Source organism: Geodermatophilus sp. SYSU D00697 (assembly GCF_054050175.1).
Genome location: NZ_JBJGYV010000014.1, coordinates 85,391 through 109,128, shown reverse-complemented (window position 1 = coordinate 109,128; position 23,738 = coordinate 85,391). Strand labels below are relative to the sequence as shown.

Below are 23,738 nucleotides of genomic sequence, written 5' to 3'. Positions count from 1 at the left end.
ATGTCGGAGCCCACCGCCGCGCCCCTCGTCCGCGCCCAGGACGAGGTCGCCGAGCTGCTGTCCGAGCTGATCCGCATCGACACGACCAACACCGGCGACACCGCCACCGGCAAGGGCGAGCGGACGGCGGCCGAGTGGGTGGCCGGAAAGCTCGACGAGGTCGGCATCCCGAGCACGGTCCTGGAGTCCGAGCCGGGCCGGGCCAGCCTGGTGGCCCGCATCCCGGGTGCCGACCGCAGCCGGCCCGCCCTGCTCCTCCACGGCCACCTCGACGTCGTCCCCGCCGACCCCGCCGAGTGGAGCGTGCACCCGTTCTCCGGCGAGGAGCGCGACGGCTACGTCTGGGGCCGCGGCGCGGTCGACATGAAGGACATGGACGCGATGGTCCTGGCCCTCGTGCGCGACTGGGCCCGCACCGGCGTCGCGCCGCCGCGGGACGTCGTCCTGGCGTTCGTCGCCGACGAGGAGGCCGGCGGCCGGCTCGGCGCCCGCTTCCTGGTGCAGGACCACCCCGACCTGTTCGAGGGGTGCACCGAGGCGATCAGCGAGGTCGGCGGCTTCTCCATCACCGTCCGCGACGACCTGCGGCTCTACCTGGTCCAGACCGCGGAGAAGGGCCTGGCCTGGATGCGGCTGACCGCCGGGGGCAAGCCCGGCCACGGCTCCTTCGTCCACGACGACAACGCCGTCACCCGGCTCTGCGCGGCCGTGGCCCGGCTCGGCGCGCACCGCTTCCCGACCGTGCTCACCCCGCCGATGCGGCAGTTCCTCGCCGCCGTCGAGGAGGCCTACGGCATCGAGATCGACCCCGACGAGCCCGAGCAGGCCCTGGCCCGCCTGGGCAGCATCAGCCGGATGATCGGCGCGGCGCTGCGCAACACGGTCAACCCCACGATGGTCGACGCCGGCTACAAGGCCAACGTCATCCCCGGCACCGCCAGCGCCACCGTCGACGGCCGCTTCCTCTACGGGCAGGAGGAGGAGTTCGAGCGGCAGCTGGCGAGCCTGCTCGGCGAGGGGGTCCGGCGCGACTGGCTCGTCCACGACCAGGCGGTCGAGACGACGTTCGACGGCCCGCTGGTCGACCAGATGGTCGCCGCGCTCGAGGCCGAGGACGACGGCGCGCGGCCGGTGCCGTTCACGATGAGCGGCGGCACCGACGCCAAGAGCTTCGAGCGCCTCGGCATGCGCTGCTTCGGCTTCTCCCCGCTGCGGCTGCCGCCGGACCTGGACTTCGCCTCCCTGTTCCACGGGATCGACGAGCGGGTGCCGGTGGAGTCCCTGCGCTTCGGCATCCGGGTGCTCGACCGGTTCCTGCGCGCCGCCTGAGCGCCGTCCGCCCGGTCCACCCGCGACGATCATGAAGTGCGGGAGGCGACACTCGGCGCGCGTCGGGGAGTCGCCTCCCGGACTCCATGATCGCGGCGAGGTGGGGCCTCGGTGCGGCGGAGCGCCGCGTGGTGTGATGCCGGGGTGAGCGACCCCACACCCGGCCCCGGCTCCGTCGCGCTGATCACCGGGGGGACCGGTGGCTTCGGCCGCGCCCTCGCCGGCCGGCTGCGCGAGCGCGGCGTCACCGCCGTCCTGACCGACCTCGACAGCGAGCGCAACCGCACCGTGGCCGCCGAGCTGGGCTGCGCGTTCCTGCCGCTGGACGTCACCGACCGCGCCGCCAACCGCGCCGTGGTCGAGGCGGTCGAGGCCGAGCACGGACGCCTGGACGCGGTGTTCCTCAACGCCGGCATCGCCGGGTTCGACTCCGACGCGCTGCTGGACGTCGACGGCTTCCTGCGGGTGCTCGACGTCGACCTGCTCGGCGTCGTCTACGGCACCGAGGCCGCGCTCCCGGCGCTGCAGCGGGCCGGCGGCGGCGCGGTCGTGGTCACCGCGTCCCTGGCCGGGCTCTCGCCGATGGCCACCGACCCCGGCTACAGCGTGGCCAAGGGCGGGGCGGTCGCGTTCGTCCGGTCGATGGCCCCGCGGCTGGCCGCGCAGGGGATCCGGATCACCGCGATCTGCCCGGGGTTCGCCGACACCGCGATCATCGACCCCATCCGCGAGGAGTTCGAGAACGCCGGGTTCCCGGTGCTCTCCGCCGGGGAGGTGGCCGACGCGATGCTCGCCGCCTGGGCCTCGGGCGAGCCGGGCGCGGCCTACGTCGTCCAGCCCGGCGTGGGAGCGGTCCCGTACGCGTTCAAGGGCGTGCCCAGCGCGAAGACGGCGAGCGGGCAGACCGCCGTCGTCCCCGAGGCCCTGCGCCCGCCGTCGATGCGCTAGCGACCGCCGTCGGCGGGCTGGAGCCGGCAGGCGAAGAGGAAGGCCGGCGGCACGTTCCAGGGCGAGAGCCGCTGGCGCACCGAGGCGAAGCGGCGGCGCAGCTCACCGAGCATGAGCGGCGAGTACTGGATGACCAGCACCGTGCCGCCCGGCGCCAGCACTGCCGGGAGCAGGTCGAGGACGCGCGTCCGCAGCGGCGGCGCCATCGAGGTGTAGGGCAGCGCCGAGACCACCACGTCGGCCCGCTTGCCGCCGAGGTGGACGTCGAGCTCCTCCGCCGAGTCGCACACGACCTGCAGCCGCGGGTCGTCGAAGCGCTCCTCGAGCAGCCGGGCCAGGTCGGGGTCGATCTCGAAGGAGACCAGCCGGGCGTCGGCCCCCAGCCGGGCGAGGATCTCCCCGGTCTGGACGCCGGTGCCCGCACCCAGCTCGACCACCAGGTCGGCGCCGGGCACGTCGCCGAGGTCGAGCATGTCCCGGACCGCGGCGCGGGACGTCGGCAGGACGGCGCCCACCTGCCGCGGGTGGGCCACGAAGGCCCGGAGGAACCGCAGCCGGTCGGTGAGGTGCTCGATCATGGGTCCTCCCGGTCGGCCCGGAGGCGGGCCACGGGGAGGACCCTGTCACGGCCCACGGCACCCGGCACGCCGAACCGGTCGAGGCCGGTGACCGCGGTCACGGTCGGTCTGGCAAGGTCGCCGGTATGCGTGCATGGCGGGTCCACGAACTCGGCGAACCCTCGGAGGTCCTGAGCCTCGACGAGGTCGACCAGCCCACCCCCGGGGAGGGCCAGACGCTGGTGCGGGTACGGGCGGCCGCGCTGAACTTCCCGGACGTCCTGGTGGTCCAGGGCAAGTACCAGGAGCGGCCGCCGCTGCCGTTCACCCCCGGCGTCGAGCTGTGCGGGGAGGTCGTCGAGACCGGCCAGCGGGTGCTCGGCTCGCCGGCCGGCGGGTTCGGCGCCTTCCAGGAGTACGCGCTGATGGACGCCGGCAACATCTGGCCGGTGCCCGAGGGGATGCCCGACGAGAAGGCCGCCGCGCTCTACCTGACCTACCAGACCGGTCACGTCGGCCTGCACCGCCGGGCGGACCTGCAGCCGGGGGAGTGGCTGCTGGTCCACGCCGGGGCCGGTGGGGTCGGCTCGGCCGCGATCCAGCTGGGCAAGGCCGCCGGCGCCCGCGTGATCGCGACGGCCGGCGGCGCCCGCAAGGTGGAGGTCTGCCGGGAACTCGGCGCCGACCACGTCATCGACTACACGGCCGAGGACTTCGTCCCGGTCGTCAAGGAGGTCACCGGCGGGCACGGCGCCGACGTCGTCTACGACCCGGTCGGCGGGGACGTGTTCGACCGGTCCCGCCGGTGCATCGCCTTCGAGGGCCGCCTGGTCGTCGTGGGCTTCACCAGCGGGCGCATCCCCGAGGCCCCGGCCAACCACGCGCTGGTCAAGAACTACAGCATCGTCGGCCTGCACTGGGGCCTGTACCGGACCAAGGAGCCGTCGCTGATCGCCAGCACCCACGACGCGCTGACCCGGCTGGTCGAGGCCGGCGCGATCGACCCGCTGGTCAGCGAGGTGCTGCCGCTCGACCAGGCCCCGCAGGCGCTGGCCAAGCTGGCCGACCGCAGCACCGTCGGCAAGGTCGTGCTCGTGCCGTGAGCGCGCCTCAGATGTGCGGTTTGGGCAGGTAGGACAACCGCGCTCGTCGGCGCATGATCGCCTTCCTCGTGCCGTCGGCGTGCAGCTGGAGCCGGGCGAGTTCCCAGCCCCCCGTGTCCGCCTGCAGGCTCAGCATGGTCGCCGCCGCGGACCGGGACGTGCCCGGTGGGATCCGCAGCGGCGCGAACTCGTACTCCCCGGCGACCGCCTCCACCCGGCCGATTGTGCCCCGACGGACGCCTCCCGGTCACGTGCTCGTCATCTCCGCGCCTCGGACCCGGACTGCCGGGCCCCGGGGCGGACGGCAGGATGGGCACCGACCGCAGGTCCCGACGTGACGGAGGACGAGCCGTGAGTGAACCCGGCACCGACGTGCCCGACGCCGACCGCGCGGAGCAGGAGGCGCTGCTGGACCCGCCCGCCGTGTCCGTCGCCGGGGACGCGACGCCGCCCGGTGAGGACGTCCCCGAGGCCGACGCCCTCGAGCAGCAGCTGGCGGCCCGGCCCGGCGAGACCGGCAGCCCGCTGCGCCCGGTGGGTGACCGGGAGGCGAACGACGCCGACGTGCTCGAGCAGGAGTCCGACGTCCCTGTCGACGACGACGAGGGCCCGCTCTGAGCTGAGGTCGGTCCGCCCGGCGGCCCACTGGGGCCAGGGGTGGCGGCAGGGGCTCGGGCGGGGGCACCGGCTCCGGCGGGGGCACCGGCTCCGGCGGCGGTACCGGGGTCGGTCCGGGCTCCGGCAGCGGGGGCGGCGCCGGCTCGGGCCCCGGTGGAGGCGGCCCCGGCAGCGGCGGCGGGATCGGCGCCGGGCCGGGCACGGGCGGGGTGGTCAGGCCCCGCTGGGCGCTCGCGGACACGGTCCCCATCGCAGCCGGGACCCGCCCGCGGGCGACAGGGCCGGAGGTCGCTGCGCGCTCGGGGACCGCTCGACGCGGCTGCCGGCGCCGGGCACGACGTCGTCGCCAGCCGCGGGGTCGGTCCCGGGGTGGGTGGTCCGCCGTGGCCTTCCCCTCGGCGTCCGGGATTGGTTAGGCTTCCCTTACTTGTGTCGGAGATCGCAGAGGGAGCGCCATGACGACGAGTCCCGGCCGGGATCCCGCCCCGCCCGCCGTGCTGATCGACGCGGCCGAGCGGGCTCGCACGGTCGCCTGCCGGACCGCCGCAGCCCTCTGCGTCCGCGGCCTGTCGCCCGGGCGGCCGCTGGCGCACGCCACGACCGCCCTCGGCCAGGTGCTGGTCCTCGTGCCGGCCGACGGCGAGGTGGCCACCGCCCTGGAGGAGGAGACCGACCGCTCCACCGTGCTGATGGTCAGCGACCGGTCGCCGGTGCCCCTGCGCGACTCGCTGCGGGCCCAGCTGTGGCTCTCCGGCTGGCTGACGGCGGTGCGCCCGGCCGACCAGCGGACCGCGGCGCTGGCCTTCGCCGAGGTGCGCCCGGACGGCCACCTGCTCGACGTCGGGAGCGGGGCGCTGCTGCTGCGCCTGGACCTCGCCGAGGTGGTGCTGCGGGAGGGGGAGCACTGCACCGAGGTCAGCCCGCCGGAGTTCGCCGCCGCCCGCCCCGACCCGCTGGTCGACGTCGAGGGCGGGATGCTGCGGCACCTCGACCGCGACCACCCGGAGGTGATGGCGCTGCTGCGCAGCCGCATCCCCGCCGGGGAGCTCGGCCCGCCCGACGTCGTGCGGCCGCTGGGCATCGACCGCCTCGGGTACCGGCTGCGCATCGAGCGCCCGACCAGCTCCCGCGACCTGCGCATCCGGTTCCCGCGACCGCTGACCTGCCCGGGGCAGCTGCAGGCGGCCACCCGCCAGCTGCTCTGCGCCGCGCGCGCCGACCTGGCCGCCCGCGACTGACGGCCTCCCTGCAGGGGCCCGCCGCGAGTTCGCGAGCGGTGGGACAGGGAGGTCCTCCTAGTTGTCGGCGAGCAGCTGCGCGAGGCGGGTGCGCCGCGGCCGGACGTCGACCTGGCTCACCGCGCGGGCCAGCGCCGCACCGCTGGCGTGCACGATCGACAGGTGCCGCTGCGCGCGGGTGAGCGCGGTGTAGACCAGCGGCCGCGACAGCATCCCGCCGGCCTCGGGCGGCAGGACGACGACCACGCCGGGCCATTCCGAGCCCTGCGCGCGGTGCACCGTGATCGCCCAGCCGTGCCGCAGGTCGCTCATCGCCGACCCGCTCACCGTCACCGGCCCGGAGGCGAAGTCGACGTCGAGGGTGCCGTCGCCGGTGCCGGTGACCACGCCCACCTCGCCGTTGGCGAACCCGATCGGCTCCAGGTCCAGGTGGTTGGCGGTGGCCACCACGCGGTCGCCGACGTCGAAGCCCCACACCGTCCCGTCGCCCGGGTTCAGCTTCTCCTTGAGCGCCTTGTTCAGCTCGATGGTGCCCGCCGGGCCGCGGTGCACGGGGGTCACCACCTGCACGGTGGCCGGGTCGATGCCCAGTGCCCGCGGGATGGAGTCGGTGACCAGCTGGACCACCCGCTTGGCCGCCTCGGCGCTCCCGGTGGCCGGCACGACGACCACCTCGCGGTCGGGGGAGTCCACCGGCGGCAGTGCCCCGCCCCGGACGGCGTTGGCCAGCCGCGCGATCGCCCCGCCCTCGGCCTGCCGGTAGAGGGTGGTGAGCTCGGTGACCGGCACGACGCCGGAGTCGATGAGGTCGCCGAGCACGTGCCCGGGACCGATCGAGGGCAGCTGCGCGGGGTCACCGACGAGCAGCAGGTGGGTGCCGTCCTGGCAGGCCTCCAGCAGCGCCGCGGTCAGCTCGACGTCGAGCATCGAGGCCTCGTCGACCACGACGATGTCGGCGTCCAGCGGCCACTCCTCGTTGCGGGCGAACCCGCCGGAGGTGCCCTGCGCGCCGAGCAGCCGGTGCACGGTGACCGCCGGGTGGTCGGTGAGCTCCTCCAGCCGCTTGGCCGCCCGGCCGGTGGGCGCGGCGAGCGCCACCTCCGAGCCCTTCGAGCGCAGCAGGGTCACGACCGCCGCCACGGTGCGGCTCTTGCCGGTGCCCGGCCCGCCGGTCAGCAGCGAGACCCCGGCGCCGAGGACCTGGGCGACGGCCTTCTTCTGCGCCTCGTCCAGGCCCTTGGCCACCGACCGGACGGCGGCCGGGTCGGCGATCCGCTCGGCGGTGGCGGCCAGCCGGGCCACGTTCTCGGCGACCGCCTCCTCGGCCATGCCGTAGCGGGCCAGGGACAGCATCCGCAGCGCCGGGTCCGGCTCGGGCAGCTCGTCGGGGTCGGCGTCCTCGTCGAACTCCGGCTCCGGCGGCTCGTGGTCGAGCACGTCGCCGGACTCCACCGCGGCCACGATCGCCGCCGCTGGGTCCGCGATCTGCTCGGCGCGCAGCGCGGCGACCACCAGGTCGACGGGCAGCACGGTGTGCCCGTCGCGGGTCGCCGTCCGCAGGGTCATCGCCACGATCGCCCGGCCGCGCCGGCTGTCCTGCCGGTCGGCTCCCGGGAGGACGGCGATGGCCAGCCGGTCGGCGTCGGTGAGGGCCACCCCGGGCAGGCCCAGCAGCGCCCACGGGTCGTCGCGCAGCCGCCGGGCCGCGTCGGTGCCCAGGGCGTCGGCGGCGGTGGCGGCCAGCCGCGCGTCGAGCCCGGCGCCGACCAGCAGCTCGACCACCTCGTAGGTGGGCGCGGCGGCCAGGAAGCTGGAGAACAGCCGCTCGGCGCGCTGCCGGCCGACCCGGGGCAGCTTCAGCAGCCGGTCGGCGGTGACGTCGTCGGGCGAGGTGATCCCCGCCGCGGGCAGCTCGGCCGCCGTCCGCTTGCCCAGGCCCGGCCACAGGCCCGCGGCGCAGAAGGCGGTGAAGACGGGGTCGGTGGCGAGGGCCGGCCGGGTCATCGGCGCTCCGGGTAGCCGAAGTAGGGCGCCGAGACGTCCTCGAGCGCCGTGCGGATCGCCGCGGGCAGCCGGACCGCCTCGGCGTCCAGGGAGGCCTGCAGCTGCTGGGCGGTGCGAGCGCCCACGACGGGCGCGGTCACGCCGGGGCGGTCGCGCACCCACGCGAGGGCGACCGCGAGCGGTGAGGTGCCCAGCCCCTCGGCGGCGGTGATCACGGCCTCCACGATCCGGTCGGACGTCGGGGTGCGCAGCTCGTCGATGAAGCCCTGCCACTGCGGGGAGGCGGCGCGGGACTCCGACGGTGTGCTGTGCCGGTACTTGCCGGTGAGCAGCCCGCGCCCCAGCGGCGACCAGGCCAGGACGCCGAGGCCGAGCGCCTCCGCCGCCGGCACGACCTCGCGCTCCACGCCGCGCTGCAGCAGCGAGTACTCGACCTGGGTGCTGACGACCGGCACCCGCCCCGGCCAGGCGCGCTGCCAGGTGGCCGCCTGCGCGGTCTGCCAGCCGGTGAAGTTGCTGACCCCCACGTAGCGCACCCGTCCGGAGGAGACCGCGGTGTCGCAGGCGGCGAGGGTCTCCTCCAGCGGCGCGGTGTCGTCCCAGGCGTGCAGCTGCCACAGGTCGACGTGGTCGACGCCCAGCCGCTCCAGCGACGCGTCCAGGGCGGCCAGCAGGTGCCCGCGCGAGGCGCCGCGGCCCATCGGCCCCGGCGAGGTGCGGCCCACGGCCTTGGTGGCGATCAGCACGTCCGAGCGGGGGACGACGTCGGAGAGCAGCCGGCCCAGGGTGCGCTCGCTGTCCCCGTCGCAGTAGACGTCCGCGGTGTCGACGAGCGTGCCGCCGGCGTCGACGAAGGCCGTCAGCTGCATCGCGGCCTCGTCCTCGTCGGTGTCCCGGCCCCAGGTCATGGTGCCCAGCGCGAGGCGGGAGACGACCAGACCGCTGCGGCCCAGCGCGCGTTGTTCCACGGAGGGCCAACCTACCGGCGACCCCCCGGCCGGGCCGGGGAGCGGCGGTACCGGAGCGGCGCGCCGGGATCGGGCCCGGTCCGCCTAGGCTGGCCTCCCGTGCTCCGAGGAACCGATCCCGCCCGCCGCCGCACCGCCCGACCCGGACGGGGGCCGGCCGCGCGATGAGCTGGCTCGAGGCCGTCGTCCTGGGCCTGGTGCAGGGCCTGACGGAGTTCCTGCCGATCTCCTCCAGCGCGCACCTGCGCGTGGTGGGGGAGGCCTTCGGCTGGGGCGACCCCGGCGCGGCGTTCACCGCCATCACCCAGATCGGCACCGAGGCGGCGGTGCTGCTCTACTTCCGGCGCGACATCGGGCGGATCATCCGCACCTGGGTCCTCTCGCTGGGGGACCGCCGGCTGCGGTCGGACCCCGACGCGCGCATGGGCTGGCTGATCATCGTCGGCAGCGTGCCGATCGTCGTCCTCGGGTTGCTGCTGCAGGACCGCATCGAGACCACCTTCCGCAGCCTGTGGATCGTCGCGACCGCCCTGATCGCCTTCTCGCTGGTCCTGTACTGGGCCGACCGGGTGGGCTCGAAGAAACGGGAGCTGGACCAGCTGACCGTGGGGCACGGCATCGCCTTCGGCTTCGCCCAGGCGATGGCGCTGGTCCCCGGCGTCTCCCGCTCCGGCGGCACGATCACGATGGGGCTGTTCCTGGGCTACTCGCGCTCGGCCGCGGCCCGGTACTCGTTCCTGCTGGCCGTGCCGGCCGTGCTCGGGTCGGGCGTCTTCCAGGCCTACGAGGCGCTCACCGGCGGCACCGAGGGCGAGCAGGTCGCGTGGGGCCCCACGGTCCTGGCCACGGTGCTCGCCTTCGGCGTCGGCTGGACGGTCATCGCCTGGCTGCTGCGCTACCTCGACCGCGGCAGCTTCACCCCGTTCGTCGCCTACCGGGTGGTGCTCGGCGCGCTCATCCTGGTGCTGCTCGGCACGGGCGTGATCGCCGCCCAGTAGGAGGACCGCTGCACGGGGGCCGGCCCGGCATAGGGTCGGCGGTCGTGACCACCGTGATCCTCCTGCGGCACGGCCGGACGACGGCCAACGCCGGCGGCGTCCTGGCCGGCTGGACCCCGGGCGTGCAGCTCGACGAGACCGGGCAGGCGCAGGTGAGGGCGGTGGGGGAGCGGCTGGCGCCGGTGCCGCTGGCCGCGGTCGTGAGCAGCCCCCTGGAGCGCTGCCGGCAGACCGCCGAGGCCGTCCTGGACGGGCGGTCGCTGGAGCTGCGGACCGACGACCGGCTCGGCGAGGCCCGGTACGGCGACTGGACCGGCCGGCCGCTCAAGGAGCTGGTCAAGGAGCCGCTGTGGAAGGTGGTCCAGGCCCATCCCTCGGCCGCGGTCTTCCCCGGCGACGAGGGGGAGGGGCTGGCGCAGACGCAGGCGCGGGCGGTCGCCGCCGTGCGGGCGTGGAACGCCACCCTCGGGCCGGACGCGGTGTGGCTGGCCTGCAGCCACGGTGACGTCATCAAGGCCGTCCTCGCCGACGCGTTGGGCCTGCACCTGGACCAGTTCCAGCGGATCGTCGTCGACCCCGCCTCCATCTCGGTGGTCACCTACACCGAGACCCGCCCGTTCGTCGTCCGCGTGAACGACACCGGCGGGGACGTCGCCGCGCTGGTCCCGCCGAAGAAGAAGGGCCGGCGTCGGAGGACGGCCGACTCCGACGCCGTCGTCGGCGGGGGCGCGGGCGCGACGGTGTGACCTGGGCGTCTCGGCGCGACCGGTCGGCGCCTCCGCGTAACCTGGGTCCCGTGTCGCGCCAGGTCCACCTCTTCGACCGCCCGTCCCGGTTCGTCGCAGGCACGGTCGGGCAGCCCGGCGAGCGCACCTTCTACCTGCAGGCCTCCGACGCCTCCGGCCGGGTGGTCAGCGTGGCGCTGGAGAAGACGCAGGTGCAGGTGCTGGCCGACCGGATGAACGAGCTGCTCGACGAGATCGCCACGCGCCCCGGCGTCGTCGTCCCGCCCGACGCGGAGGTCGACGACCTCGAGCCGCTCACCGCGCCGGTCGACGAGGAGTTCCGGGTCGCCGCCATGGGCCTGGCCTGGGACGGCGAGGCGCAGGCCGTCGTCGTCGAGGCCGTGGCCGCCGGCGACGAGCCGGTGGACGAGGACGCGATCCTCTCCGACAGCGAGGACGGCCCCGACGCGCTGCGGGTGACGATCACCCCCGCCGCCGCCCGCGCCTTCGTCGTCCGCGCCCGCCGGGTGGTGGCCGCCGGCCGGCCCGCCTGCCCGCTGTGCTCGCTGCCCCTCGACCCCAGCGGGCACGTCTGCCCGCGGCAGAACGGCTACCGCCGCTGAGCCCCGCACCCCGTCCCCGATGACCGAGCGCCCCGCAGACCCGGCGTCGGACCTCCGCCCGCCGGCGGACGACGGCGAGGCACGCCGCCTGCTGCTCGACGGCGAGATCGACCTCGAGGGCCGGATGCTCGACGCCAGCAACGTCACCCTCGTCGGCGCCATCCGCACCGACGAGCTCGAGGCCGAGTGCGTCTACAAGCCCGTGGCGGGGGAGCGACCGCTGTGGGACTTCCCCGACGGCACGCTCGCCGGCCGCGAGGTCGCCGCCGCGCTCGTGTCGGAGGCCACCGGCTGGCGGGTGGTGCCGCCCACGGTGCTCCGGGACGGCCCGTTCGGGCCCGGCATGGTGCAGCTGTGGGTCGACGGCGACCCCGACGTGGACCTGGCCGCCTTCGTGCGCTCCGACCACCCGGGGCTGCGGCGCATGGCGGTGTTCGACGCGGTCGTGAACAACGCCGACCGCAAGGGCGGGCACATCATCCCGACCCCCGACGGCCACGTGTACGGCGTCGACCACGGCATCTGCTTCTCCGTCGACCCGAAGCTGCGGACGCTGCTGTGGCGCTGGGCCGGCAAGCCGCTGCCCGCCGAGGCCCTCGAGGTGCTCGAGCGGCTGCGCGACGACCTGCTGGGCGACCTGGGGGAGCGGCTGCACGAGCACCTCACCCGCCGGGAGGTGCGCCGCACGCAGCAGCGGGTGGCCGACCTGCTGCGCACCGGCCGGCACCCGCAGCCCAGCGGCGACTGGCCCGCCCTGCCCTGGCCACCGTTCTGAGAGCACCCGCGAGATCTGCACGGTGGTGGCCGTCAGGCCGCTGATGGCCACCACCGTGCAGATCTCGCGCCGGCCGGGCGACAGTGGGCACATGCCGCACCGTTCGCGCCTGGCGATCCTGCTGCTCGACCTGCCGCCGGAGCACCACGTGGCGGGGCTGGACTTCTGGTCGGCGGCCACCGGTCACCCGGTGACGCCCGACCCCTCCGACGACGACTGGAACTCCCTCGGCTCCTTCGGCGACGGCTTCCACCTGGAGGTGCAGCGGACCGGGGAGGGCACGCCGCCGCGCTGGCACGTCGACGTCGAGACCGACGACATCCCGGCCGAGGTGGCCCGGCTGGAGGGCCTCGGCGCCCGCCGGCTGGCCGACATGGGCTCGTTCTGGCAGATGACCGACCCCGCCGGACTGGTGTTCTGCGTCGTCGGCATCCAGACCGGCGAGGCCTTCGAGCGGTACGCCACCACCTGGCCCTGAGCGGCTACTCGAGCCGGACCAGGTCGATCATGGCGGCGGCCTGGAGCCCGTCGCCGTCCACGGTGAGGACCTCCAGCGGCAGCCGGCGCCACACGGCGAGCAGCAGGTCGCCCGCGGTGCCGGTGAGCGCGGCGATGGGGAACGGGCGGCTGCCGGCGAAGAGGGTGCGCTCGGCGTCGGCGTCCACCGCGTGGAAGACCACGGGATGGGCGGTGTCGGGCGGTCCGTCCGGGAACACGGCGGGGACCATGACCTCCAGCCACTCGTCGAGCCCGTCGAGGCCGACGTCGGCCGGGACGGGACGGATGTCGCCGAGCACCTCCTCGACGTCCACCGTGTGCACGACCGCCTCCATGGCCTGGCGGCGGAGCACGAAGGCCACGTCCTGCCGCGGAGCCCACGTCCACACCCGCTCGGCCGGGTCGGCGCCGGCCAGGACCGTCTCCAGCTCGGCCGACTGGGCCAGGCCGTAGCCCAGCAGTTCCTCGTCGGGACGGCGCACCGGCTCGGCGTAGCCGCCGGGGTCGGGGGCCCGGGTGCGCACCACCCACGCCCAGAAGTGCTGCACCTCGGCCAGGTGCCAGACCAGGTCGGCCAGCGTCCAGCCGGGACACCCGGCCACCGGCGCGCCCCAGCCCCGGGCCAGGACCGCCTCCGCGGCGGCGTCGGCGAAGCGCGCGTTCGCCTTCTGCAGGACCGGTAGGTACTGGTCGAGCTCCACGATCCACCTCCTGCGCGGGCCGGTGTCCCCACCGACAGGATGAGGGTCGCCGGGCGCGGTCGGTAGCCGCATCTAGGCTCGGGGCGTGCTCGCCTGGCCTGCTCCGCTCCTGCCGACCCTCCCGGGCACCGGTCCCGTGCTCGAGTTGTACGACACCTCGCGCGGCGAGGTCGTCGCCACCTCCCCCGGGGACACCGCTCGCATCTACGTCTGCGGCATCACCCCGTACGACGCCACCCACCTGGGCCACGCGGCCACCTACCTGGCCTTCGACCTGGTCAACCGGGTGTGGCGGGACGCCGGCCACGCGGTCCACTACGTGCAGAACGTCACCGACATCGACGACCCGCTGCTCGAGCGCGCCGAGCGCGACGGCGAGGACTGGGTCGTCCTGGGGATGCGGGAGACGGCGCTGTTCCGGGAGGACATGACCGCGCTGCGGGTACTCCCACCCGAGGACTACGTGGGCGCGGTCGAGTCGATCCCGCAGATCGTGGCCCACATCGAGGACCTGCTCGACGAGGGCCTGGCCTACGTGCTCGACGACGGCACCGGCGACGTGTACCACGACGTCGCGCAGGCGCCGGGCTTCGGCGGGGAGTCCCGCTACGACGAGGCCACCATGCTGCGGCTCTTCGCCGAGCGGGGTGGCGACCCCGACCGCGCCGGCAAGCGCAACCGGCTCGACCCCCTGCTCTGGCGGGGCGAGCGGCCGGGGGAGCCGGCCTGGCCCGGCCCGCGCGGCACCGCCGGCCGGCCCGGCTGGCACATCGAGTGCGCCACGATCGCGCTGGAGACCATCGGCATGGGCTTCGACGTGCAGGGCGGGGGCAGCGACCTGGTGTTCCCGCACCACGAGTACTCCGCCGTCCACGCCGAGGCGCTGACCGCCGCGGCGACCGGGGTGAAGGGGCCCTTCGCCCGGGCCTACGTGCACGCGGCGATGATCGGCCTCGACGGCGAGAAGATGAGCAAGAGCCGGGGCAACCTGGTCTTCGTCTCCAAGCTGCGCGGTGAGGGCGTCGACCCGATGGCGATCCGCCTGGCGCTGCTGTCGGAGCACTACCGCACCGACCGCGCCTGGACGCCGGACCTGCTGCGGGAGGCCGAGCAGCGGCTGGTCACCTGGCGCCGCGCCGTCGCCCGCGACGCCGGCGCGCCCGCCGCACCGGTGCTGCAGGGCCTGCGGGAGCGGCTGTGCGACGACCTCGACAGCCCGGGCGCGATCGCGCTGGTCGACGCGTGGGCGGCGCGGACGCTGGCCGCCGGGGACGGCGACGACCTGGAGGACGGCGCCCCGTCGGTCGTGTGTGACGCGGTCGACGCGCTGCTCGGTGTGGCCCTGCAGGACTGCTGATGGAGCGGGGGCCCTTCCGGCTGGTGGACCGGGCCGCGCGGGAGGCGGCCGAGGAGGACCTCGCGCCGGCCGCCACCCGCTCGGCGGCGACCCGCGGCCGGGCGCTGACCGAGCCCGAGGACCTCCTGCGGACGGCGTTCGAGCGGGACCGCGACCGGATCCTGCACGCCAAGGCCTTCCGCCGGCTCAAGCACAAGACGCAGGTCTTCCTCAACCCCGACGGCGACCACTTCGTCACCCGGCTGACCCACACCCTCCAGGTCACCCAGGTCGCCCGGTCACTGGCCCGCGCCCTGGGCCTCAACGAGACCCTGGCCGAGGCGATCGCGCTGGGCCACGACCTCGGCCACTCACCGTTCGGGCACATCGGCGAAGACGCCCTGGAGCCCTACGTCCGGGGCGGCTGGCACCACGCCGCCCAGGGGGTGCGGATCGTCGAGGTGCTCGAGCGGCTCAACCTCACCTGGGAGGTCCGCGACGGCATCCGGGCACACAGCTGGAAGATCGACCCGCCGCCGGAGACCCGCGAGGCCGAGTGCGTCCGCTACGCCGACCGGATCGGCTACCTGTCCCACGACGCGCTGGACGCCGTCCGGGCCGGGGTGCTGCGGGTGACCGACCTGCCGGCCCGCGCCCGCGCCGCGTTCGGCGACCCGGGCAGCGAGATGGTCGGCGCCATGATCGACGCCGTCGTCGAGGGGTCGCTCTCGGCGGAGAACACCGCCGGTGCCGTCGTGATGGCGCCCGAGCAGCTGGCGGCGATGCACGAGCTGCGGACGTTCATGTTCGAGCGGGTCTACGCCTCCGAGACCGCCGCGGGGCAGAAGCAGCTGGCGATCGACGTCACCCGCCGGCTGGTCGACCACCACCTGGCCCACCCGGAGCTGATCCCGGCGTCCTACCGCGACACCGAGGCCGACCCCACCACGCAGGTCGTGGACTACGTGTCCGGGATGACCGACCGGTTCGCCCTGGCGATGCACGACCGCCTCTTCGACGCCGACGCCACGTCGGCGATGCGCCCGCTGCTCCGCCTGCCGTAGGCCGCGCCCACCCGGCTCGGGCCCGGGGCGCACCGGCGGACGCGCCGACACGACACTCAACCGTTATCCCCAACACGACCGCGCCCTCAGGCGCCGGCCGGCTGCGGTACCGGAGACAGGGGAGAGCAGCGACGAGGGGGACCGGACGGCGGCGGCGGGCGCCCGCGGAGCGTCGGCCGCCGATGTCCGGTCCTGCCCGGCCGACCGCGGGACGGGGGGCCCGGCCGGGGAGGGGCCGCGCCGGCGCGGCGCAAGGACCCGTCGCCCCCCACCTCTCGCACGCTCGAGGCGGGACCCAGCGACGAGGCCGAGGTCAGTTGCTGCCGCCGCGGCGGCGCAGGTATCTCTCGAACTCGCGGGCGATGGCGTCGCCGCTGGCGTTGGACAGGTCGCTCTCCGTGGCCCGCTCCTCGAGCGAGCGCACGTACTCGACGACCTCGGCGTCCTCGTTGGCCATCTCGTCGACGGTCTTCACCCAGTCCTCGGCCTGCTGCGGGAGGACGCCCAGCGGCACGGCGAGCTCGAGGACCTCCTCGACCCGCTGCAGCAGCGCCACCGTGGCCCGGGGCGAAGGCGGCTGGGAGACGTAGTGCGGCACGGCCGCCCAGAAGCTGATCGCGGGCAGCCCGGCCTGCACGCAGGCGTCCTGGAAGACGCCGAGGATGCCGGTGGGGCCCTCGTAGCGGGAGGTCTCCAGGCCCCACCGCTCGGCGGACTCCGCGTCGTAGGCCGACCCGCTCACCGGCGTGGGCCGGGTGTGCGGCGTGTCGGCCAGCAGCGCGCCGAGGCCGACGACGGTCTGCGCGCCGAGCTCCCGGCACAGCTCGATGAGCTCCTCGCAGAAGCCGCGCCAGCGCATGTTGGGCTCGATGCCCCGGATGAGGACGACGTCGCGGTCCGAGCCCGGCGGTCGCGCGACGGAGATGCGCGTGGTGGGCCACTCGATCCGCCGGCTCACCCCGCCGATGAGCGAGACGGTGGGCCGGTTGACCTGGAAGTCGTAGTAGTCCTCGGGATCGAGCGCGGCGAGCGGGGTGGCGTCCCAGATGAGCTCGAGGTGCTCCAGCGCCCCGGTGGCGGCGTCCCCGGCGTCGTTCCAGCCCTCGAAGGCGACGACCACCATGGGGTCGCTCAGCCGGGGCAGGTCCTCAGGGGTGGACTTCGGGTCGATCACCCCTGGAAGCCTACGTCGCGGGGGAGGACACGCCGCGTGTGCGCCGACCCGTGCGTGTGGCCGCCGTCCCCCGGAGGAGCGACTCGCCGCGGGGCCGGGCGGCTACCCTGACTCGGTGCCGTCCCGCAACACGTCTTCCGCCCCTCCGAAGGGGACGACGGTCGCCGCCGAGGGGGCCCCGTCCCTCCGCCCCGACGCGACGGCGGCGCTCACGGCCCTGCTCCGTGAGCGCGTCCTGGTGCTCGACGGGGCCATGGGGACGGCGATCCAGCGCGACCGGCCCGACGAGGCCGGCTACCGCGGCGCGCGCTTCGCCGACTGGCCCACCGACGTGCAGGGCAACAACGACCTGCTCTGCCTGACGCAGCCCGAGCTGGTCGCCGGCATCCACCGCGAGTACCTCGAGGCCGGCGCGGACCTGGTCGAGACCAACACGTTCAACGCCAACCGGATCTCGCTGCGCGACTACGGCATGGGCGACCTGGCCCGCGAGATCAACGTCGCCGCCGCCCGGCTCGCCCGTCGGGAGAGCGACGCGATGACCCGGCGCACCCCCGGCAAGCCGCGCTTCGTCGTCGGCGCGCTGGGCCCGACCAGCCGCACGGCGTCCATCTCGCCCGACGTCAACGACCCCGGCGCGCGCAACGTCACCTACGACGAGCTGGTGGAGGCCTACCTCGAGCAGGCCGGCGGCCTGGTCGACGGCGGCTGCGACGTGCTGATCGTCGAGACGATCTTCGACACGCTCAACGCCAAGGCGGCGGTCTTCGCGCTGGAGACCCTGTTCGAGCAGCGGGGGCGCCGCTGGCCGGTGATGATCTCCGGGACGATCACCGACGCCTCCGGGCGGACGCTGTCGGGGCAGGTGACCGAGGCGTTCTGGTACTCGGTGCGGCACGTCGACCCGCTGCTGGTCGGCCTCAACTGCGCGCTGGGCGCCCGGGAGATGCGGCCCTACCTCGCCGAGATCGCGCGGGTCGCGGACACGTTCGTCTCCTGCTATCCCAACGCCGGCCTGCCCAACGCCTTCGGCGAGTACGACGAGTCGCCGGAGGAGACCGCCGCGCTGGTCGGTGAGTTCGCCGCCAGCGGCCTGGTCAACCTCGTGGGCGGCTGCTGCGGCACCACCCCCGAACACATCGCCGTCCTGGCCGCGGCGGTCGAGGGCACCACCCCCCGCACCCCGCCGCAGGCGCCCCCGGCGCTGCGGCTGTCGGGCCTCGAGCCGCTCACCGTCACCGGCGAGAGCCTGTTCGTGAACGTCGGCGAGCGCACCAACATCACCGGCTCGGCCCGCTTCCGGAACCTGATCAAGGCCGGCGACTACACCACCGCGCTGGCCGTCGCCCGGCAGCAGGTCGAGGCCGGCGCGCAGGTCATCGACGTCAACATGGACGAGGGGATGATCGACGGCGTCGAGGCGATGGACCGCTTCACGAAGCTGATCGCCGCCGAGCCGGACATCTCCCGCGTCCCGATCATGATCGACTCCTCGAAGTGGGAGGTCATCGAGGCCGGGCTGAAGAACGTCCAGGGCAAGGCGATCGTCAACTCCATCTCCCTCAAGGCGGGGGAGGAGGACTTCGTCCGGCAGGCCCGGCTGTGCCGCAAGTACGGCGCGGCGGTGGTGGTGATGGCCTTCGACGAGGCCGGCCAGGCCGACAGCCTCGAGCGGCGCACCCAGGTCTGCCGGCGCGCCTACGACGTCCTCACCGAGCGGGTCGGGTTCCCCGCCGAGGACGTCATCTTCGACCCCAACGTGTTCGCCGTCGCCACGGGCATCGAGGAGCACGCCGACTACGGGCGCGACTTCATCGAGGCCACCCGCTGGATCAAGCAGCACCTGCCCGGCGCACTGGTCTCCGGCGGGATCTCCAACGTCTCGTTCTCCTTCCGCGGCAACAACCGCGTGCGGGAGGCGATCCACGCCGTCTTCCTGTACCACGCGATCGCGGCCGGCCTGGACATGGGCATCGTCAACGCCGGCGCCCTGGAGGTCTACGACGAGGTCCCGGCGCAGCTCCGGGAGCGCATCGAGGACGTCGTCCTCAACCGGCGGCCGGACGCGACCGAGCGGCTGCTGGAGATCGCCGGCGACTACGCCGGGGACGGCGCGGCCCGCGAGGTCGCCACGGACGAGTGGCGGTCCCTGCCGGTGGGGGAGCGGATCACCCACGCGCTGGTGAAGGGCATCGACGAGTTCGTCGAGGCCGACACCGAGGAGCTGCGGGCGCAGATCAGCGCGCGCGGCGGCCGCCCCATCGAGGTCATCGAGGGCCCGCTGATGGCGGGCATGAACGTGGTCGGCGACCTGTTCGGCGCCGGCAAGATGTTCCTGCCGCAGGTGGTGAAGTCCGCGCGGGTCATGAAGAAGGCCGTCGCCTACCTGATCCCGTTCATCGAGGCGGAGAAGCAGCCCGGGGACGCCGAGCGCAGCAACGGCAAGGTCGTCATGGCCACCGTCAAGGGCGACGTCCACGACATCGGCAAGAACATCGTCGGCGTCGTCCTGCAGTGCAACAACTACGACGTCGTCGACCTCGGGGTCATGGTCCCCGCACAGCGGGTGCTCGACGCGGCCAAGGAGGAGGGCGCCGACATCATCGGCCTCTCCGGCCTGATCACGCCCTCCCTCGACGAGATGGCCCACCTGGCGGCCGAGATGGAGCGCCAGGGCTTCGACGTCCCGCTGCTGATCGGCGGGGCGACCACCTCCCGGGCGCACACCGCGGTCAAGGTCGCGCCGCGCTACCACGGCCCGGTCATCTGGGTGAAGGACGCCTCGCGGTCGGTGCCCGTGGTCGCGGCCCTGCTGTCGGACGAGCAGCGCCCGCGGCTGCTGGCCGAGACCGAGAGCGACTACGCGGCGCTGCGCGAGCGGCACGCCGCCCGGCAGGACACCCGGTCGATGCTGTCGCTGGCCGCCGCCCGCGCGGCGGCGCCCGAGTTCGACTGGAGCGGCTACCACCCCCCGCGGCCGCGGATGCTGCTGCAGCAGGCCCGGGACGCCGGCCCGGAGCACCGGCACGGCGTGGCCACCCAGTTCGTGCGGACGATGGCCGACCAGCCGATCGAGGAGCTGCGCCGCTACATCGACTGGCAGCCGTTCTTCAACGCCTGGGAGATGCGCGGCCGGTTCCCCGACATCCTGCACAACCCGGCGACCGGCGAGGCCGCCCGGCGGCTCTACGAGGACGCCCAGGCGATGCTCGACCGGATCGTCCGGGAGCGGTGGCTGCGGGCCACCGGGGTGTTCGGCCTCTTCCCGGCCAACCGGGTGGACGGCGAGGACATCGCGGTCTACACCGATGAGTCCCGCCGCGCCGTGCGGGCCACCCTGCACCAGCTGCGGCAGCAGACCGAGGGCCGGGACGGCGCACCGCGCAGGTCCCTGGCCGACTTCGTCGCCCCCGCCGACAGCGGCCTGCCCGACTTCGTCGGCGCCTTCGCCGTGACCGCCGGGATCGGCCTGGCCGAGCGGGTGGCGGAGTTCAAGAAGGCCAACGACGACTACAGCGCGATCATGCTCGAGGCCCTGGCCGACCGGCTGGCCGAGGCCTTCGCCGAGCGCCTGCACCAGCGGGTGCGCACGGAGTTCTGGGGCTACGCGGCCGACGAGCGGCTGGGCAACGACGCGCTGATCGCCGAGCGGTACACCGGCATCCGGCCGGCGCCGGGGTACCCGGCCTGTCCCGAGCACACCGAGAAGCGGACCATCTGGGAACTGCTCGACGTCGAGGCCGCCACCGGCATCCAGCTGACCGAGAGCATGGCCATGTGGCCGGGTGCTGCGGTCAGCGGCCTGTACTTCTCCCACCCGCAGTCGCGGTACTTCGTGCTCGGCCGCATCGGCCGGGACCAGGTCGAGGACTACGCGCGGCGCAAGGGCTGGACGGTCGCCGAGGCGGAGCGCTGGCTCGCGCCCAACCTGGGCTACCGCACCGACGACGACTGACGGCGCGCCGGCGGGGCCGCGGGTGCGGCCACCATCACGCCGGGCGGGGTGCCCGACCCCCGGCCCGGTGCCGGTGCGCGCCGTACCGTGGTGTCAGTGCGCACCCCTGAGACCCGATCCCTGAGCGACGCGGCCCTCCCTCTCGCCGGCCCGGTGCAGGCGGTGCTGTTCGACATGGACGGCACGCTGGTGGAGACCGAGCAGTACTGGGGCGAGGCGATGTTCGCCCTGGCAGGCGAGCTGGGCGGCCGCATGTCCTCGGCGGCGCGCGAGCGGACCGTCGGCACCAGCATGCGGGTGGCGATGGACATCCTGTACGCCGACCTGGGCGTGGTGCGCAGCGAGGAGCAGTTCCGGGCCGACTGCCGGTGGATCGAGGACCGGGTGGCCGGGTTGCTGGGCGGGGCGATCCACTGGCGGCCCGGAGCCCGGGAGCTGATCGCGGAGGTGCGCTCCGCCGCGACGCCGACCGCGCTGGTGACCACCACGCCGCGCCGGCTGGCCGACATCGTCCTGGAGTCGATCGGCCGCGCGTTCCCCGACGTGCCGCCGTTCGACGTCACCGTCTGCGGCGACGAGGTCCCCGCGCGCAAGCCCGACCCGGCGCCCTACCTGCAGGCCATGACCGCTCTGGGCGTGGCCCCGGACGGCTGCGTGGTGCTGGAGGACTCCGTCGCCGGCGCCACCGCCGGCCTGGCCGCGGGCGCCGCGGTGCTCGGCGTGCCGTCGCTGCAGCCGCTGCCTCCGGCGCCCGGCCTGGTGCTGCGGGACACGCTGGAGGGCGTGGGGCTCGCCGACCTCGCCGACGTCCTGACCGCGCGGGACGCCGACGCCGTCCGGGTCTAGGACCCGACCGCGCCACCGGGCGGCACTGCGCCGTCCCGTGGCGCTCCGCCGTCCCGTGGCGCTCCGCTGTCCCGTGGCGCTCCGCCGTCCAGCGGTACCTCGCGGCCGCGGGAGAGCACCAGCCGGAGGCGCTGCAACCCGGTGACGTCGCGGGTCAGGTCCCCGTCGCCCAGCAGCAGGTCGGCGTCCAGGCCGGGCGCCAGCCGGCCGGTCCGGTCCTCCAGCCCGCAGGCGCGGGCCGCCCGCCCGGTGGCCGCCGCCAGCGCCTCGGTCACCGGCACGCCGCACTCGCCCACCAGGTCGGCCACCGCCATCGGGACCAGCCCGTGCGCCTTCGGCGGCGAGATCCCGGCGTCGGTGCCGGCCAGCAGGGCCACCCCGGCCCGCTGCAGCGCCGCCACGTTCCCCAGCTGCGCCTCGACGGTGGCCCCGGTGGCGGCCATCCTCGCCTGGACGTGCGGCGGTGGCTCGATGCCGGGCTGCCACCCGAGCGTCGGGCACACGAGGGTGCCCGCCGCGGCCAGGCCGGCGGCGAGCCCGGGTGGCGTCCGGACGCCGTCCGCGGTCAGGCAGCTGCAGTGCTCGATGCCCTCGACCCCGGCGGTCAGGGCCTGCTCCACGGCCGCCAGCGCGTGGGCGTGGGCGGTGACCGGGAGCCCGTGGCGGTGGGCCTCGTCGACCACCGCGCGCAGCTCGGCCGGCGAGAACTGGGCGGCGGTGAGGTCGGTCCCCGGGGTCATCAGCCCGCCGCTGGCCATCACCTTGACCACGCCGGCGCCCCGCTCGGCGCGCTCCCGCACGGCCCGGCGCAGCGCGTCGACGCCGGTGGCCTCGCCGCCCATGGACCAGCAGTGCCCGCCGGGGGAGGTGATCGGCGGCCCGGCCGCGACGATCGTCGGCCCGCCGTCGCCGCGCCCCGCGCGCTCGAGGACGGCCCACCGGTGGTCGCCGAGGTCCCGGACGGCGGTGACCCCGGCGCGCAGGTGCTGCCGTCCGGCCTCGGTGATGATCGCGTCGAGCTCGTCGGCCGACAGCTCCGGGAGCTGGTCGAGGGCCCGAGGGCTGCTGTCCCCGCACAGGTGCACGTGGGTGTCGACCAGGCCGGGGAGCAGCGTGGTGTCCGGCAGCTCGGTGACCGGGCAGCCGGCCGGTGCGGGCGCCGACCCGGCCTCGACGGCGACGATCGTGCCGCCCTCGACGAGGACGAGCGCGCCGCCCGGCAGCACCCGTTCGCCGTCGAAGGCCCGCGCGGCCCGGTATCCCCGCACGGGGTCACTGTCGACCCGCGGAGCGGTCAGCGGAAGGGGTCCTCGGCCGCCCGCGCCTCGGTCAGTCCCGCTCGACGATCGGCAGGGACTGCCAGCCGGCCGCAGCCGCCGCCTCGGCCGGGAACGGCGGGGGAGTGCCACCGAACGACGGGCACAGTGCCTGGTGGTCGCACCAGTCGCACAGCCGCGTGCGGTTGGGCCGGAAGTCGCCGGTGGCCACCGCCCGCTCGATCGCCGCCCAGATCGCCTGCAGGGTGCGCTCGAAGCGCACCAGCTCGCCCTCCTCCGGCGCGTAGGTCAGCGCGTCGCCGTCGCCGAGGTAGAGCAGCTTGAGCTGGCTGGCCACCACGCCGCGGGTGCGCCACAGCACCAGGGCGTAGAACTTCATCTGGAACAGCGCCTTGGCCTCGAACGCCTCGCGGGGCATCGACCCGGTCTTGTAGTCGACCACCCGCAACGCCCCGTTGGGCGCGACGTCGAGGCGGTCGACGTAGCCGCGCAGCAGCAACCCGTCGGGGAGGGTGACCTCGACCAGCTGTTCCCGCCCGTGCGGCTCGATGCGCGACGGGTCCTCCAGCGAGAAGTAGGTCTCCACCAGCGTGCCGGCCGAGGCCAGCCACGCCTCCAGGGACTGCCCGGCCGGCGCGTCGTCGGCGGCGCCGCCCTCGGTGAAGAGCTCCGCCACCTCGGGGTCGGCCCGCAGTTCCTCCCAGGCCGGCCCGACCAGGTCGCGGGCGGCCTCGAGCGTCCGCTGCCGCGCGGGCAGGTCGTAGAGCTTCTCCAGCACCGCGTGGACCAGCGTGCCGCGCACGGCGGCCAGGCTCTTGCGCTCGGGGAGCCGGTCGATCGTGCGGAACCGGTAGAGCAGGGGACAGGTCTTGAAGTCCGCCGCCCGGCTCGGGGAGAGCGAGGGCCGGCGCGGGGTCGCCGTCGGGTCGACGGGCGAGTCCGGGGAAGAGGCAGCACCATCGGTCGGCTGCCCGGTGACCATCGCCGTCATGGGTTCGAGG

Annotated in this window: 22 protein-coding genes; 14 read left to right on the top strand and 8 right to left on the bottom strand. The window is 75.2% G+C overall.

All coding sequences use genetic code 11. The features are described from left to right. Positions 1–1,329 carry a M20/M25/M40 family metallo-hydrolase gene (locus ACI79C_RS14065; RefSeq protein ID WP_456946284.1) on the top strand — a complete coding sequence of 443 codons (1,329 nt, stop codon included), beginning with the start codon at positions 1–3 and terminating at the stop codon, positions 1,327–1,329. 144 nt (positions 1,330–1,473) lie between these two features. After that, the gene (locus ACI79C_RS14060) at positions 1,474–2,277 is read left to right on the top strand and encodes an SDR family oxidoreductase (RefSeq protein WP_456946283.1); all 804 of its coding nucleotides are present in this window, start codon (positions 1,474–1,476) and stop codon (positions 2,275–2,277) included. Here ACI79C_RS14060 and ACI79C_RS14055 read toward each other — a convergent pair. Continuing rightward, complete coding sequence (locus tag ACI79C_RS14055; RefSeq protein WP_456946282.1) at positions 2,274–2,855, bottom strand: class I SAM-dependent methyltransferase; 582 nt, start codon at positions 2,853–2,855, stop codon at positions 2,274–2,276. The two genes, ACI79C_RS14060 and ACI79C_RS14055, sit on opposite strands and share 4 nt — an antisense overlap. 125 nt (positions 2,856–2,980) lie before the next feature. On the opposite strand from ACI79C_RS14055, the gene ACI79C_RS14050 reads away from it, so the two are divergent. After that, a complete protein-coding gene (locus ACI79C_RS14050) occupies positions 2,981–3,937 on the top strand; it encodes an NADPH:quinone oxidoreductase family protein (RefSeq protein WP_456946281.1) in 957 nt (318 codons plus the stop codon). 7 nt (positions 3,938–3,944) lie between these two features. Here the strand turns inward: ACI79C_RS14050 and ACI79C_RS14045 are convergent, their stop codons facing one another. Beyond that, entirely contained in the window at positions 3,945–4,151 is a 207-nt protein-coding gene (locus ACI79C_RS14045; RefSeq protein ID WP_456946280.1) for a DUF5703 family protein, read from the bottom strand. 137 nt (positions 4,152–4,288) lie between these two features. Here ACI79C_RS14045 and ACI79C_RS14040 point away from each other — a divergent pair, with 137 nt between their 5' ends. Both ACI79C_RS14040 and ACI79C_RS14035 read left to right on the top strand, forming a co-directional pair. Continuing rightward, positions 4,289–4,555 (top strand): hypothetical protein, encoded by a 267-nt coding sequence (locus ACI79C_RS14040; protein ID WP_456946279.1) that lies wholly within the window; start codon positions 4,289–4,291, stop codon positions 4,553–4,555. Between the two features lie 455 nt (positions 4,556–5,010). Further along, positions 5,011–5,793, top strand: a complete 783-nt coding sequence (locus tag ACI79C_RS14035; RefSeq protein WP_456946278.1) for a DUF2470 domain-containing protein — start codon at positions 5,011–5,013, stop codon at positions 5,791–5,793. Between the two features lie 57 nt (positions 5,794–5,850). Here ACI79C_RS14035 and ACI79C_RS14030 read toward each other — a convergent pair whose 3' ends face one another. Continuing rightward, entirely contained in the window at positions 5,851–7,797 is a 1,947-nt protein-coding gene (locus ACI79C_RS14030) for an AAA family ATPase (RefSeq protein ID WP_456946277.1), read from the bottom strand. Continuing rightward, positions 7,794–8,765 carry an aldo/keto reductase gene (locus ACI79C_RS14025; RefSeq protein ID WP_456946276.1) on the bottom strand — a complete coding sequence of 324 codons (972 nt, stop codon included), beginning with the start codon at positions 8,763–8,765 and terminating at the stop codon, positions 7,794–7,796. Before ACI79C_RS14025 ends, ACI79C_RS14030 begins: the two co-directional genes overlap by 4 nt. A gap of 164 nt (positions 8,766–8,929) precedes the next feature. On the opposite strand from ACI79C_RS14025, the gene ACI79C_RS14020 reads away from it, so the two are divergent. The 5 genes from ACI79C_RS14020 (at position 8,930) to ACI79C_RS14000 (ending at position 12,364) form a co-directional block, all read left to right on the top strand. After that, positions 8,930–9,763: an undecaprenyl-diphosphate phosphatase gene (locus tag ACI79C_RS14020; RefSeq protein WP_456946275.1), complete on the top strand. Its 834-nt coding sequence runs from the start codon at positions 8,930–8,932 to the stop codon at positions 9,761–9,763. Positions 9,764–9,807: 44 nt separating this feature from the next. Beyond that, positions 9,808–10,509: a histidine phosphatase family protein gene (locus ACI79C_RS14015; RefSeq protein ID WP_456946274.1), complete on the top strand. Its 702-nt coding sequence runs from the start codon at positions 9,808–9,810 to the stop codon at positions 10,507–10,509. 50 nt (positions 10,510–10,559) lie between these two features. Beyond that, positions 10,560–11,111, top strand: a complete 552-nt coding sequence (locus tag ACI79C_RS14010) for a DUF3090 family protein (RefSeq protein WP_456946273.1) — start codon at positions 10,560–10,562, stop codon at positions 11,109–11,111. A gap of 19 nt (positions 11,112–11,130) precedes the next feature. Then, positions 11,131–11,886 carry an SCO1664 family protein gene (locus tag ACI79C_RS14005; protein WP_456946272.1) on the top strand — a complete coding sequence of 252 codons (756 nt, stop codon included), beginning with the start codon at positions 11,131–11,133 and terminating at the stop codon, positions 11,884–11,886. Positions 11,887–11,977: 91 nt separating this feature from the next. Continuing rightward, positions 11,978–12,364 carry a VOC family protein gene (locus ACI79C_RS14000; RefSeq protein WP_456946271.1) on the top strand — a complete coding sequence of 129 codons (387 nt, stop codon included), beginning with the start codon at positions 11,978–11,980 and terminating at the stop codon, positions 12,362–12,364. Positions 12,365–12,368: 4 nt separating this feature from the next. Here the strand turns inward: ACI79C_RS14000 and ACI79C_RS13995 are convergent, their stop codons facing one another. Beyond that, on the bottom strand, positions 12,369–13,085 hold the full coding sequence (locus ACI79C_RS13995) for a maleylpyruvate isomerase family mycothiol-dependent enzyme (protein ID WP_456946270.1): 717 nt from the start codon (positions 13,083–13,085) through the stop codon (positions 12,369–12,371). An 85-nt stretch (positions 13,086–13,170) separates the two neighbouring features. Between ACI79C_RS13995 and mshC the strand changes: the two genes are divergently transcribed. Both mshC and ACI79C_RS13985 read left to right on the top strand, forming a co-directional pair. Continuing rightward, the gene (gene mshC, locus ACI79C_RS13990) at positions 13,171–14,442 is read left to right on the top strand and encodes a cysteine--1-D-myo-inosityl 2-amino-2-deoxy-alpha-D-glucopyranoside ligase (protein WP_456946269.1); all 1,272 of its coding nucleotides are present in this window, start codon (positions 13,171–13,173) and stop codon (positions 14,440–14,442) included. Beyond that, positions 14,442–15,485, top strand: coding sequence for an HD domain-containing protein (locus ACI79C_RS13985; RefSeq protein ID WP_456946268.1), 1,044 nt, complete (start codon positions 14,442–14,444; stop codon positions 15,483–15,485). Before mshC ends, ACI79C_RS13985 begins: the two co-directional genes overlap by 1 nt. A 313-nt stretch (positions 15,486–15,798) precedes the next feature. Here the strand turns inward: ACI79C_RS13985 and ACI79C_RS13980 are convergent, their stop codons facing one another. Further along, entirely contained in the window at positions 15,799–16,659 is an 861-nt protein-coding gene (locus tag ACI79C_RS13980) for a PAC2 family protein (protein WP_456946267.1), read from the bottom strand. Between the two features lie 115 nt (positions 16,660–16,774). Here ACI79C_RS13980 and metH point away from each other — a divergent pair, with 115 nt between their 5' ends. Beyond that, positions 16,775–20,614 carry a methionine synthase gene (gene metH, locus ACI79C_RS13975; protein ID WP_456946266.1) on the top strand — a complete coding sequence of 1,280 codons (3,840 nt, stop codon included), beginning with the start codon at positions 16,775–16,777 and terminating at the stop codon, positions 20,612–20,614. 96 nt (positions 20,615–20,710) lie between these two features. Further along, complete coding sequence (locus tag ACI79C_RS13970; protein ID WP_456946265.1) at positions 20,711–21,460, top strand: HAD family hydrolase; 750 nt, start codon at positions 20,711–20,713, stop codon at positions 21,458–21,460. Here the strand turns inward: ACI79C_RS13970 and ACI79C_RS13965 are convergent. Both ACI79C_RS13965 and ACI79C_RS13960 read right to left on the bottom strand, forming a co-directional pair. Continuing rightward, positions 21,457–22,728: an amidohydrolase family protein gene (locus ACI79C_RS13965; protein ID WP_456946264.1), complete on the bottom strand. Its 1,272-nt coding sequence runs from the start codon at positions 22,726–22,728 to the stop codon at positions 21,457–21,459. The two genes, ACI79C_RS13970 and ACI79C_RS13965, sit on opposite strands and share 4 nt — an antisense overlap. 61 nt (positions 22,729–22,789) lie before the next feature. Next, positions 22,790–23,728, bottom strand: coding sequence for a RecB family exonuclease (locus ACI79C_RS13960; RefSeq protein WP_456946263.1), 939 nt, complete (start codon positions 23,726–23,728; stop codon positions 22,790–22,792). Positions 23,729–23,738 lie beyond the last annotated feature (10 nt).